This is a genomic window from Pectobacterium quasiaquaticum, assembly GCF_014946775.2.
Lineage (GTDB): Bacteria > Pseudomonadota > Gammaproteobacteria > Enterobacterales > Enterobacteriaceae > Pectobacterium > Pectobacterium aquaticum.
This window is the reverse complement of record NZ_CP065177.1, coordinates 742680-757331: the sequence shown is the minus strand read 5'-3', so window position 1 is coordinate 757331 and position 14652 is coordinate 742680. Positions and strand designations below refer to the sequence as shown.

Genomic DNA, 14652 nt, shown 5'->3' with positions numbered 1-14652 from the left:
CATCTGGCAAACTCCCGCCTGCCAGCGTCAGGGTTAGTGGTTAAGTAAATAAAATCTCGTCTTAATATTCAGCCTACGTGTGCTATGTACGCAGGCTGCTCAGTTCACTGAGTGCCGCCAGCAGCGCATCCTGTTCAGACTGATGCTGACGCAGCTGTTCGGTAAAGGCGGTTTTTCCCGCAGGCACTAACCGCTCTGCATCGCGGTTTTCTGCGGGAAGTGCATCAGAGTGGACAGGCAGTTGCATCGCACCACGGTCAGTTGCCATCTCTGCGCCATCGCCCTGCCCGGTTTGCAGCGTAATCGGTACGATCCGGCTGGTGCCGTCTGCGGCCTGCGCTTTCAGCGCCAGTTGGATCTGATTAACCTGCACCGCGCTGGCATCGGTAATGCGCACCACGCCGTTGCGGGCATCGAACTGCACCCACGCAGGCAGCGGACGCCCGTTCGCCAATTGCAGCGTCAGCGTGGCATTGCCTTCACGCACGCTGAACATGCGCTGTGGCAGGCTAAAGACGAGCGCGCCGGAGGCATCCGGCTGTAACGCCCCCTGCACGCTGCTGAAAGCCGACTCCAGCGCCGTTGTCTGACCGCGCACGCTAAGGAACAGGTTGGAATCAGCCGGACGCAGCGCGGCGTTATCACGTGTAGACGCTTCAGCGCGCGAAGAGAAGTTGACCTGATCCAGTGTTGGCATCAGCGATGACATCACCGGATCGAGCACCCAAGGGGCATCCGACTGACGTGCCGTGTCGGCATCGCGCTGACGCACAGGTTCGGTAACGATGTTGTTCGGTAGCGGCTGCGCTTCCGGGCGAGACAAATCGGCGACAATCGCCCCCAGCGGCTGGTCGCGATCTCTTTCGCTCGAATCAACAGGCAGGCTCACACCCTGCTGCACCAGAATCACCGGTGCCGCTGTGGTGGTGTTGTCGGGATTGACTGGCTCTGTTGGTGTGCCAGGGTCAACCGGCGTTCCCGGATCAACCGGCGTTGAAGCGGCATTGACCGTCAGCGCCACATTCAACGGCGTCGCGTTACCCGCGCTGTCCGTGGCGGTAATTGTCAGGTTGAACACACCGGCGGCTGACGGCGTGCCGCTGAACGTCCGTGTTGCACTATCAAAACGCACGCCGTCTGGCAGTTGCGCATCATTAACAGTAAACGTCAGCGCATTATTTTCAGGATCGGTAAATAACGTACCCGATAAGGTATAAGACCAGTTGGTGCCAGCCTGTGCCGTTGGCGGCGTGAACTGCTCAGCATGAGCCACCGGCGGCAAGTCCACCTCTCTCGACAGCGTAACGCCGAGCACCTGCGCAGCAGAATCAGCTACGCCGTCATTGAGCACCAGCGTCAGCGATGTCGCATTCCCCGTCAGCGGGGCGCTCGTCGCCCAGCTAATTTGGCGAGCCATCGCTGTCGCATCCGCACGGGAAAGGGCAGCCGTGAAGGTCACGGTGAGCTTGCCGTCTGCCTGCGTGAAGGTGGCTACCGCTTGTCCATCGTTGCTAATGACGCCATTCGCTAAGGTGAAACCGTTGCCCGCAGTAAAATCGAAGCGATCGCCGGCTGATGCCGTTTCACCACGCTGTAGCGTGATTGAAGCATCCTGATAATTTCCCGCACCGCCGTTCAATGCATCCAGTTCCGCATCGCTGAGGACGATAGACGGTGCAACGATAATTGCCGGGCCATCGACGCGATAAACCGGTAGACGAGAGACTTCATCCAGCACCGACACACCGTTGCCAAGCGCAATCAGACCACCGTCAACCGGCAGCAGATGAGCGAAGCTCGTACCCGCGTTTTTCAGCGTATCGAGTTTTGTCAGCGTCTGGTCGTTCAACACATAGCGAGTGAGCGCACCGTCGCTTTGCGTGACGTACAGCACCCGCGCATCCGCAGAAAGGGCAATATCACTCACCGTGCCTTCTGCCGCGACGCGAGCAATATGTGTGAAGGTGCCCGTAGCGGTATCCAGCGTGAAGGCATCGATATGCTCTGCGTTAGCAACAAAGATGCTACGACCATCGGCACTGACCGTTATCTGCTCCAGCCCTGAGAGTTGTACGGTATTGCCTGCAGCGTCGGTAAAGCCGCGGACATGTCCCAACGGCGTCAGTTTGCCGCTATCGTCGCGCTGATAAACAATCACCGTCGCGCCATTGCTTGGATCGGTGGTGACAAAGAGCAAGTTGCCGCGGCTGAGAATACTGGTCGGGGCCCACAGATAAGGCGGGCTGGTCATATTTCCTTCGATAAGCCCAGCATAATCGAGCTTGCCTGTGGCCGTATCGCGGGTAAACCAGAGAAGGTTGTAGTTGTTGATGACATACAGCGTCTTACCATCATCAGACAGGGTGATGCCTTTGATGCCGTAGAGGTTGCTTTTATGTATATCGTAGTTATCAATGATGGTTTCTTTATGCTCCAGATTGCCCTCGGCATCGCGGCTAAACCAGACAATCGCGTTACCGTCGGCACGCAGTGCATACACGCTATTGCCCTCGGCGGAAACCTGTAGCTGACTTATTCCTGTCACGCCTTCAGCGGCGGCAAAGGTCCGCACATAGGTTAATTCGCCGCTGTTCGCATCACGCTGGAATAAGGCAATCGCCCCTTTATCATCGCTGACATACAGCGCCAGCCCGTCCGTTGTGCGAGCAGCCGCCGTTACCGTACTCAGACCGCTAATCGCGGTATAGGTATTCACCAGACGCAGTTCATCGGCGGAGAGCACCGGATCGTTCGCCACGACAGGCGTGTCGTTGATCGCGGTAACCGCCACCGATAAGGCCGTAATCTGAGACTCCAGATAGCGATCGGACAACGTAACGGTCACTGCCACTTGCGCGGCAGGCGTATGGCTGTCGCTGGCGTAGGTAACCTGACGTAGCGTGTTCTGCACATCTTCCGTGGTGGGGATGGTGCCGGCATTCGCGTTAAAGCGGATCGTCAACACACCGTCTTTATTGCTGACCTGACCGATGGTAACGCCGTCTTTTTGCAGCGTATCGCCGGATAGCGTCAGGCCGTTACCCGCGTTAACACCAAGCTTATCCAGCGCCGTTTTGCCGTCACCCAGCGTAATCTTGAGCGTCGCGCCGTCGTAGTTACCCTTGCCATCGTTAAGCTTATCCATCTGCGCATCGGACACCGTCGCATCCGGTGCCAGCACGATAGGATCGGCACGCTCGGTATACGTCGGCGTGATGCCCGGAACCGTAATGACTGGCGCAGTATTGGTTTCTGCCGCAGGCACCAGCGTTAAGGTAATTGCCTGCTCTAACGTGGTTTCCGGTGCGCTGCCGCTATAGTTATTCTCCTTGATCATCAAGGTAACGTGGCGTTCCCCGCTAGCGTCGCTACCCAGATAGTTGTAGCCGATGCTGTCAATGATCGCGGCAGTGCCACTACCGTCTTTCCCGACGTACAGGAGAACCGTTGCTTTACCGTCTTTCACCCCAACAGAATATTGCAACCCACTGGCGGTGCGCGGTGTACCGTTAGATTTTTCGAGCACGATCGTACTGCCATCGACGCTGATCGTCTCATTAGGCCCTGACACATCAAACGTCAGCACCACCTGCCAGATAGTTTGCCCGCTCTCAATGGTGTCGATATGCGTATCGTTAAACAGCTTAACGAACTCGCCGTTGCCCGGAATCTGTGGATTCAGCACCGTCGTCGTCAACGTTGATGGATCGTTCACTCCGACGAGATTGACGGTGATATCAAGGTCAGCGACGTTATTGTCATTGTCACGAATGCTGAAAGTGAAAATTGGTGACGAACCCGCCAATTCAGGATCCTGACTGGTATTCTGGTAGGTAATCTGACGCAGAACATTCTGCGCATCGGATTTAGTTGTTGCTGCCGTGAATGTCACGGTTAATGCGCCATCTACCTGGGTAAAGGTCGCGATTACCGCGCCATCTTTTAGGATAGTGTCACCATCACGCGTTAAACCGTTATCCGCCTTCAAGCCAAAGACATCTTCCGGCCGCCCGCCATTCTCTCGACCCACCGTGATGACGGCACCATTATAGTCGCCCTTCGCTTCATTCAAGGCATCAAACTGCGGGTCGGACAGGCGGCCTGACGGCAGCAACACAACGGGATCATTGCCTTCGGTGTAAACAGCCTCAGCCGTACCAATATTCAGTATGAGGACCTGATCGCCACCGACCAGATAGAGTTGCTTACCATCTGCGCTCAATTCCACGTTTTGCAGCCCAAAGAAACCGGTGCCAAGCGCGCTATCACCACTCTTAATGGTCTGTTTCAGCGCCAGGCTACCATCTTCAGCGCGGGAGAAGAGGGTGATGTTCTTCCCGATCACGAATAGCGCCGAACCATCAGCGGACACCACCAGATCGGTCGCCAGCGCTTCGCCGGTATCGCCACCGTCATCGGTGATTGGCGTTGTCGATACCAGCGTGAGCACCCCATTGGCGCTCACCGCTATCGTATTGAGCGTGTAATTCCCCACATCGGCATGAATTGCATACAGCGTTTTGCCATCGGGCGACAGCGCTAGTCCGTTAATGTAATACTCGCTCGCTCCGCTAATCTGACCGACCTGAGCCAGCGTACCTTGCGCATCAATGCTGAAAGCGGTGACGCCGACTGTGCTACCTGACCCGGAAACAAACAGGTAGCGCCCAGTCGGATCAACCACCAGACGGCTCGCCCCAATCAGATTATTAGCCTGAGAAACCGATGTCAGTTTGCCGTCCGCTTCGCGCTTAAACACCAGCACGCTCCGGCTGTCATTATCACTGTCAGATTGGGCAGCAGTGAGGTAGAGATAATCGCCTTGAGAAACGATGTGGGAACGCACATCCAGCGAACGTCCGCCCAATGCAGCCTGATCCAGAACACCCGTTTGCGTCAGTTCACCGTCGCTGCCCACACGGAAGAGAGTGACCGTGTTGCCTTCACTGCCCACCACATACAGGTACTGCCCATCAGAGGACAGGGTCACCTCGGACGCCCCTGCTAATGAGGGATTGTCGATAAACCTGTCGTTCTGTAGCGTATCGTTATTAAATACCTCTCGGTAATGAGGGAATACTTTTGATAGAGTGAACTTCCCTTCTGCATTGCGCACAAAGACGCTCAGTACCGCTGAGCCACCATCCGGTGAACTCACGACGTAGAGGGTTTTACCGTCAGCAGACAGCGCGGTGTCTTTTACCCCCGCCATCAGATTCCTTTCGATGACCTCATTATACAAGTCTTGCAGAGATTGATCGTTTTTCAGCGTGGAAGACTCACCGCCAATCGTGGGGACTTGTTCAGGGTTGGGCGCAATGGTTAGCGTGAGCGTCTGCTCCACCTGTGCGCCCGACTCATCACTCGCCGTCACGCTGATCGTAAAGGTTCCAGAGCCATTGAGCGCTGGCGTACCGGAAATGGTGCGTGTTTCGGGATCGAAGGTTAATCCCGCAGGAAGACCGTTGACCTGCAGCGTCAAAGCACCATTTTCAGGATCGCGGAACAGGTTTGCTGGTAGTTCTGCGGTATACGATTGTCCCGCTGTCGCCGACGGTGGAACGTACGCGTTATTCTCCACCACTGGCGGCTTGTTCGGCACCAGTGTCAACAGCAGGCTGGTCTCCTTAGCGCCATCGCTAAAGTTGACCTTCATCGGAATGGCTGCGCCTACCGTGTCGCCGCCGTTGCGGTAAGTCACCTGATGCAGAACCTGATTGGCGACCGCTTTAGTAACACTGCCGGTAAAGACAATCTTCGCCGTGCCGTCATTCACACTAAAAGTGGCGATTGTCGCGCCCTGATACTGAATCTCGCTGCCAGATAACGTCAGATCGCCGCCGTTCTGGAAAGCAAAGTGGTCATTTGCCGATGCATCGCCGTTACGACCAACGGTAATCGTCGCGCCCTTGTAATCATCAGCGGCGTCCAGATCCTGGTCTGACAACGTGACGCTCGTGGCAAACCGGGCATCCGCCGTCTGGCTATAAGGCGCATGAGCCAGCGCGCTGGACATCATCACACCGGTATTAAAAAAGCGTGCGCCGGTATACAGCGATTTGCCATCTTCGGAGAATGTCAGCGTGGTAATCGGTCGCCCTACCGTCAGCGTACCCGTTTGCGCTAGCGTGCCATCGGCACCAATCGCATACACGGCAACTGCACCGAGATTGTTACCGACGTAAAGCGTTTTGCCGTCCGAAGAGGCCGTCACCCCCCACGGACTGTTATTGATAAACGTCAGGGCCTCAACCCGGCTGACCGTGTTTTCAGTAACATCGTAATGCAGTACCGTCAGGCGGTTGCCCACATTGCTGGTCACAATGTAGAGATAGCCCTCATCGGTGACGGTAAATGAGGAGTTGGCGTGGTTAAGCTCGTTGCTGCTCTCCAGTGTACCTGCGGCTTTCTGAACACCCGCGCTATCGGTATAAGTCAGCGCAACGCCATCACGCACTAACTGGCCGGCGTAGTTCAGTCCACCATTTTCATCCGTGGTGTAAATCGTGATTCGACCCGCATTACCCAGCACATACACCGTGCCACTAGCATTCACCGCCATCCCAATCGGCGTGGTGCCATCAACCTGCGTGAAGACGTTGGCTTCGCTCAGAGCACCAGCATCGCCAATCGCATAATGGTGCAGCCCACTGACCGTTAAGACATACAGGCTCTTGCCATCGTCCGAGCGAGCCATTTTCAATACGTTGCCGGACGGTCCCTCAATACGTTCACTCAGGCTCAGCGTATTGTTCGTGGCATCCTTAGTGAAGACCAGCACGGCCGAGTCAGCGCTGAGATACACCGTTGAACCATCAGCGGAAAAAATTGCGGCACGCCCCACCAGCCCACTGATTTCCAGGCCGTTGCTTGCATCGCCATCATCCTGACCCGATGCGAGATTCTGAGACAATGTCAGTTTCCCTGTATCCGGGTCGCGCTGGTAGAGGCTTACCCGCGCATCACCATTGTAGTTGGTCGACGTTGTCCCGATGACCAGCAGTGAGCGACCGTCGTCAGACAGCACAATGCCGCTGACGGAGCTGTTATAGCCAGTAAGCAGCCCATCCGCGTAATACAATGCAGGATCAACGTCACTATCCGACTGAATGACGGGCGCGTTGTTAATTGCCAACTGAATGGTCGCCGTAATGTCAGGGTGGCCCGTATCGCGTCCTTCGCCTTGCGTCCCGCCATTGTCACGCAGACTGGCCAGCGTCACGGTACGGGTGCCCACGGTTGCCTGCGGCGTATCGTTAACATAGGCGATGCCGTTTACCAGCGCCTGCACCGCTCCCGCGTTCATGCCCGTGCTACTGTGCACCGTCAGCGTACCGTTGCCGTTATTTAGCGTGTAGGTATAGGTGTAACCGCTACTCGTCTCGCCACTTCCTGCCTGGGTCAAATCCACACGCGTACCATCGACAATCAGGAATTCGTTCGCTGCCTGCGCCAACCCGCCGATATCCAGCGTCATATCAAGAATGGTTTGTCCGGCTTCACCGGTCGCAAGCTGTGACTGTGTGAACACGTTAACCGTCGTAGCAGAGGTGTCATAGACCGGAAGCGGTGCGACCGTCGCCGTCAGTAGAGGCGCGGTATTGGCAGTGATCAACACATCCAGACTCACGCGCTGGCTGTCTGCTTTTCCGTCATTGGCATGTAGCGTCAGCCTCACCACGGTGCCGTTAGCCACCGTTCCCGTATTCTGATAGGTGATTTGACGCAGAACGGCATTGGCATCGCTCCGGCTCACGCCGGGCAGAAAGGCAACGGTCAACACACCACCAGTCTGGCTGAAGGTAGCAATGGCATGATCGCCCTGAAGAATCTGTCCATTATCCAGCCGCAGGTTATTCCCTTCACGGAAACTGAATACGTCCTCGCTTGATGCACCACCGTCTCGGGACAACACCAGTTGCGCCGAGCCGTAATCACCGTTGCCATCGGCCAGTCTGTCGAAATTGGCGTCAGAGAAGGTCAGTCCGGATGCGATCGTGGTTTCCGTTCCACGAATTTGCGTCTGAATTGACGTATAACGGTTTAGGCCGTTACCGGAAACCACGATGGAATTGCCGTCTGCAGACAGGGCAATATCACTGCCGTTAGTACTGCCGCTAACACGTCCCGTCAGCGTCAGGTTGCCATTTGTCGCAACCGCATAGGTGTTGATCGTGCCATCGGTCGTCACCGCATAAAGCAGGGCTTTATCGGTATCCAGCGCCATACTGCCTACGCTACCGCTAGATATCGTGTTGATGAGCGACGGCTTGCCATTACCGTCAAGCTTATAGATGGATATCGTGTTTGCCGTTGGATCGCCCAGATACACGAATTGTCCATCTTTCGACGCAGCAACGGCATACTCAATGAACGTAAACCCCGTGTGGCTGAGCTGAACGCTGTCGAGGAGCGTTAATACGCCAGTATCGCTGCGCTGGTAGATTTTCAGTTCGTGTGAATCGAGGAATGTCCCCCCCGCGTGAGCGATGTAAACATAGTCGCCAGACGTCGCGATCACACTGTTACGCAGTGAATCCAGGGTTTGCACACGTGTCAGCGCACCTTCATCGCTGCGACTATAGACGTACACGATCCGGCTAACATCGTTGCTGGCATCCACGTAGACCTGAGCGCCGTCACCTGATATCGCCAGCCCCCCTGTTGAACCTGAGCCAACCGAGACCGTTGCCGTATGCGTCAACACACCATCACTATTAACACTCCATTGCATCAGATTGCCGTTGCCAGAAAGGGTATAAACCGACTTGCCATCGCCGCTGACGACCAGATGATTGACGGCTCCCAAATTCTCAACCACCACACTCTGCTGTGGTGTCAATCGCCCCAACGTATCGACCGAGAAGACAGAAAGGGTGTTAGCCGACCCTGCCGCATAAACATAGTTACCATCCGCGGAGTAAGCGATCGTTGTAGAGCCTGACAGAGATCCGGCGGCAAAGGATTCCGCTTCCTGTAACGTTCCCCCGAACAATTCCGGCGCAACGTTGACGGAACTGTCGATAGTAACGGTGGAATGAATATTCAGCTCGGCAGTATCGGTATCATCACCGCCTTCATCACTCAGGCTTTTCAGCGTCACCACGACATCGCCGCCGGCCACGGTGTTATCCAGCGGCTGGTAGGCAATACTGTCAATCAATGCCCTGGTATCCGCGAGATTGTCGGTAAAACCGTCGATATTCACGGTTACCGTCGTGGTGTCGCCGCTCACGGCCACGCGGTATGAGAAGCCATCACTGTCAGCCCGTGTCGTTCCGCTTCCCGATTCCAGCGCGATGCTTTTACCGTCAATGACTAATGCCTGATTCGCGCCCGTACGGTTGACGGTAATCACCAAATCTTTCAGTGTTTGTCCGTCTTTATCTGCTGACACGTGAACATCGCTGAACAGATCGACCGGTTGGAAGCTGTCGCTGGAATCGGTGATGGTGACTGTCGCCTTAACCGGTGTGGCATCAACGCCAGGTGCCGTGTCCGTTGCCGCGACGGTCGCCGCCACATCCACTGCCGTGACCACAGCAGCGGCATCAAACATCATGCGCGGTTCCAATACCCACGCCTGACGCGGCGTGCGCGTTAAGCCTGAACCAGATTTTGAGCGGGAAAAAGTCATCGTGTCATGTCCTGTAATGAAAGGGGCAAATCGCGTCATTCCTGGCTACCTTCAGCGGTCATTCAACCAGCCGAACATAGCCGCCCTCGGTTTCGATCTGGCCGGCAATACGATCCAGACGTCGGATCAATTGATCCTCAACGCCCTCAGCACCGAACCCTGCACCATCGATAAAGCTCATTCGTTTTTCACCCTCGGTGCAGACCAGCAGGCCCGGCGTCGCTTCGCGGTCAAACAGGTTGCGGCCAAAGTCTTCAGGATCGCCGGGACGAATGCCGACAAAATAAAATTTGATGTTGCGCGCGCGGAAGCTAGCGCACAGATCGCGGAAGCGCTGCGCAGCAAAGGTACGGGCGGGATCCGAGCCGGTTTGACCACTGAATGCATTGCGATTGAAGTTGTAGCTGTCGGTGTCGAACCAATCGCCCACGGTATTCGCCATCATCACGATCACTTTTTGACCATCACCGTTACCGTCCAGATTGAAATCCAGCGGCAGCGTGGCATCACCCCAGCCGTCTGAGCCGCGCATATTGGGCGACAGCGCCGCGCCCGCCCACGACATACCGATGGCGTAGTTCACGTTGAAGCGGGCAGAAAACTGTTCGATACGCTGATTCAGCTTACTTTCTTCATTGGTCAGCGGCATTAGTGCAGCATTCGGACACCCTTTGTCCGCGACGATAAAGCGGGTATCGACTGCGTCGGAACCGTTATTCCATGGATAGAGATCGGGATTGGGGCCGCGCCAGGAGATCGGCGGTGCGCCGGGGCTACCGTTTTGCGGCAAATCGTGACGGTAGTACACACGAAATTGCCCAACGGGCGGTTCATCCCAAAAGAAGTTTTCTTCCCGCCCCAACCCGCGATACATACACAGCAAATTGGCACGACGATCGGGGAAGCGACGGTCGACCAAGCTGCTGACAACACCACTGGCAAACAGTGAACGCAGTTCTGGCGGATTCAGTGCACTCGGTGTAGACCAACGGCGAATCCGGTTGGCGTCTTCCGCATCGTACACATTCACCGATTGGCTGTACGGCACCAGCGACAGCCACAGGTTGTCACGTTTGCCGTCTGCGCTGCTCAGCATCCGCTCAACGAAACTGCGGCTAACACTTTTCAGCGAACGGATATCCCCCTCACTCATATCCCCCGTCACCGGCATGACAAAGGCAATTTCGGTCGGGCGGTTGATGACTTCGGCAGTCGAGTATACTTCTTGTTTCCTCGCCCCGAGGCTCAGCAAACTGGGCTTGGTTTCGAAGGCGACGGTGACGGTATAAGTTTTACGCGTCTCGCTGTTGCGCCCTTCAATAACGGACACGTCACCTGCTGCCAGTTTTTCACTCAGAGCACTATTCATCCCCAGATTATTTTTGACGTAGTCATACGCCAGCTTATTGGTCTCTTCCTGACTATACTCTTCGCCATTAATGGTCGCCTGATGCCCGACGGCCAGCGCAGCGGCATCCGTCGCGCGCTTGATCTGCGTGGCATCACCGGTTGCCGTGGAGGTATCAACAATAAAAGCCGCCGTCACCAATAACGCCATCGCACCCAGTGCATAGAATGCGGTGCCCGCGCCCTTTTCCTGATGCATAAAGGCAGACAAGCGTTCACGCCAGAACAGAGTAATTCCGGTAGCGTCTTTTTTTACTCTTCTGTTCTGTAAGGTTTTTTTCATTCCTTCCTATCCTGTATTCCTGGATTCAGCGCGTACTCAACCCGCCCATAAAACGGGAAAATAAAAACGACATTGCTCATATGCCTATAAATTTTTAAGTGTTTCATTATTACAGTAACGAGAAGCTCGCTGCCGTTTGCGGTCTATTTGCCGCTTCTATGTCCGGTATAAAAATGTCCGGTATAAAATCCGTCGCTATTGATCTTTTTCTTCTAGACCGGCCTCTTTTCTGAGTACCTCATCAAGCTCAACCACGTCGATAGCGACCCGGTTGACTGACGATGCATGCAGCAGCCCGCCCAGCGATAGGCCGCCCAGCAGACCCACATCCTTTCCCTGACGGCAGATCTCAACCACGATCATGGAGATATTCTTGCTGCCCTCTTCGCGGTCTCTTTCCGGCAATTCAGGAAGATATTCTTCACCAGGCAGCGTTTCACTTTCCGTACACAGCGCTTCTGCCGTGCCTCTGCTCAACTGCCAGTGCAGCTCACCGGTCTGGCGCACGTTGCTAATTAATAGCTGGTAATTACCTAAACCTTCCGTTGGCAACACCGTCTCGAGCAACCCCTGTAGTCCGCTTTCATCCAGTTCCTGCTGCATCGCTAATATTGATGCGATAGCGCCCGCACGCTGTTCCATGCGCGTACGTTCAAGCCCGACGGTGTAGATATCCGCGCACAGCGACCCAATCGCCAACACAATCGGGAACGCTAACGCCGTTTCTACCGCGGTAGAAGCTCGGCGAGAAAACCAGAAGCGGCGCATCCCGCTCAGGAAACGACTGGTTTTCAGTAAAAGACTAGGTTTCAGTAAACGACTGGGTTTCAGTAAACGATCAGTCATTGCGCAGTTCCGTCCCAAACACATGTTTGTACTGATAGCGGAAAGTGTCCCCTAGCGTTAACACCTCCGGCAGCGGCGTAATAAACGCCTTTTTAATCTGCACCGTCACGGACCACACCGGCAGCGTTGTCGTTTCCTCACCGTTCGGGTTGTCCTGACTGCCATTGCCGTTCGTCAGCCCGCCAAGCTGGCTCAGATTGTCGAAGTGCAACACGCTGACGGTTAAATCGTCTTCCTTGAGGTAGCCGTATCCCGCTTCAACCATGCGCGCCTTTAGACGGGTTCCCATCTGTTCCGCGCTGTCCGATGCGAGATTATCGAGGCGGAAAGCCTGCACGGCTTTGTCCAGCGCGGCGCTTCCAGCGGCAATGACCAGCCCGATACGCGCCAGTTCAAACAGCATCATCACCCCGACCAGCACCACCGGCACCAGAAACGCCACTTCCGTCGCGATCACACCGCGCGTGCTGCGCCAGTGGCGCTCATGGCGCGGCACGATGCGTCGTACTCTGCTTTGCACGACGCCGTTATCACGCCACAGGCCGAGATTACGCAGCCACGCCATTACTCAGGCGTACTCAATTGCAGGCGTTGACGGCTGGATAACAGCAGCGCTTCACCACGGGATTTATCCTGCTGCATCTGCTGTAAACGTTGATTCAGCTCGTCAATCAGGCCATCAATACGCTGTGGCTGTGCAATGGTCGCCAGCGCCGAACGCGCCTCAGCGTCTCTGCCGCCAGAGAGGTAGGCCAGTGCCAGATTCAATCTGCCGGTTGCATTACTCTCATCCACCGAACGCAGCAGAGAAATCGCCTTGTCTGCGTTGCCACTTGCCAGCCATGAGAGCGCCAGATTATTGAGTGCCGCGACATCTGCCGGGTTTATCTGCAAGGCTTTTTCAAACAGCTGACGCGCTTCGGCGTGTTTGCCTGAGGCATCCATCACCACGCCCATTCCATTGAGTGCGCCCGCGTCATTCGGCTGTGCTTTCAGCGCACAGGCAAAGTCGGTTTGCGCCATCGCATTTCGCCCTAATGCCAGCTGCGCACGACCCATTCCCAAACACACCGCCAGCGCTTCTTCCGGCGTCATTTTGTTGGTATCGCCACCCAGCGCCTGACGTGCTCGTCCGTACAGTTCCAGCGTTTGCTGCGGTGAACGCGCCAGAGCCGCCACGCTGGCATACTCCAGCATCTCTGCGCCTTTCAGCGCATCGCGGCTGTCGAGGCGCGCGTACACTTCCGTCGCCGCTTCAACACGCCCCTGATCGCGCAGCAGACGTGCCAAACGCAGGCCTTCATCTTTGCTGCCCTTAATCGCCATCGAGCTGCCGCATCCCGCCAGCACGGTACTGACAATCAGCAGTGCCAGCATGGGCGCGCCGCGCTTAAGTTTTGCTACCAGATCGACCATCTTCGATAACTCCATCGGTTGTAACCGTTGCGACTCCCAGTTCATAGAGGGAGTCGATGTTTTTTAAAATCAATGTTTTGCAAATAAAAAACTACTGCGCCAGCAGGCGGATCACACGCACCAGTGCAGGCGATGCCATAATGGCGATAATCGGTGGCAAGATCAGCGCCATCAGCGGCACGCTCAGTTGCGCAGGCAATTTACCGGCCTTCTCTTCCAGCCCCAGAATCAACGTCTTGCGGCTTTCATCCGCGATCGTACGCAGCGCCTGAGACAGCGGCGTACCGTAGCGCTCCGCCTGAATCAGCGTCGCCACCATGCTTTCGATCTCGCTGACTCGGGTACGCTCTGCCAGATGCTTCATCGCTAACGTACGATCCGACAGGATCTGTAATTCGGCGGCGGTGTAGTGCAGTTCATCCGCCATTTCCGGTGAAGACAGCCCCAGCTCTTTCGATACCACCTGCAACACGCGTCCGATAGGCAGGCCGGCTTCGGCGCAGACCACCATCAGATCCAGTGCATCCGGCACCGCACGCGCCAGCTTTTCACCCCGGCTTGCTGCACGCCACTTCAGCCACCATTCCGGCACCATCGAACCGACAAAGAAGCCGATCAGCCCCGCCGCAACGCCCGTCAGGCCTGCACGGTCAGCGGGTGGTAACCATCCCCATACCAGCGCGATAGCGAACAGCGCCCCAGCGACAAATTTTCCCATGACCAGCCAGCCCACCGCTTCGTTGCGGCGGAGCCCAGCGAGATCCAGCAGGCGGCGCAGATTGCGGCGATCGCGATCCGATCCCGACAGACGTTCGCCCTGCGTGGCAACCGGCTGCAAGATTTTTTCTAACCAAGGGGATAATGCGGTTCCCTGGCCTCTCAGAATATTTTCCTGAGAAGCCACCTCTGCAGAGGCAACGGGCAGATGCCCACGCATGCGAATTTCCAACCGCTTGTATTGCTGCGCTTTATGCTGTGTACGTGCCAGGTAAATCCCAGCCACCATCAGCACGAGCGCCAGCAGCAGTAAGGGATCGTCAAAAACAGTCATGAATGGCTCTCC

The 14652-nt window shown here is 56.0% G+C and carries 6 protein-coding genes; all 6 read right to left on the bottom strand.

Annotated features, from left to right (window positions below):
• Positions 1-82: 82 nt before the first annotated feature.
• A complete protein-coding gene (locus IG609_RS03490) occupies positions 83-9637 on the bottom strand; it encodes a beta-propeller fold lactonase family protein (protein WP_193400691.1) in 9555 nt (3184 codons plus the stop codon).
• 58 nt (positions 9638-9695) lie between these two features.
• Positions 9696-11327 carry a Tad domain-containing protein gene (locus IG609_RS03485; protein ID WP_193397359.1) on the bottom strand — a complete coding sequence of 544 codons (1632 nt, stop codon included), beginning with the start codon at positions 11325-11327 and terminating at the stop codon, positions 9696-9698.
• Positions 11328-11522: 195 nt separating this feature from the next.
• Entirely contained in the window at positions 11523-12173 is a 651-nt protein-coding gene (locus IG609_RS03480; RefSeq protein WP_193397360.1) for a TadE/TadG family type IV pilus assembly protein, read from the bottom strand.
• Positions 12166-12738: a hypothetical protein gene (locus IG609_RS03475; protein ID WP_193397361.1), complete on the bottom strand. Its 573-nt coding sequence runs from the start codon at positions 12736-12738 to the stop codon at positions 12166-12168. The genes IG609_RS03480 and IG609_RS03475 overlap by 8 nt, the downstream gene beginning before the upstream one ends.
• The gene (locus IG609_RS03470; RefSeq protein ID WP_193397471.1) at positions 12738-13589 is read right to left on the bottom strand and encodes a tetratricopeptide repeat protein; all 852 of its coding nucleotides are present in this window, start codon (positions 13587-13589) and stop codon (positions 12738-12740) included. The genes IG609_RS03475 and IG609_RS03470 overlap by 1 nt, the downstream gene beginning before the upstream one ends.
• Before the next feature lie 91 nt (positions 13590-13680).
• A complete protein-coding gene (locus tag IG609_RS03465) occupies positions 13681-14640 on the bottom strand; it encodes a type II secretion system F family protein (protein WP_193397362.1) in 960 nt (319 codons plus the stop codon).
• Positions 14641-14652: the final 12 nt, after the last annotated feature.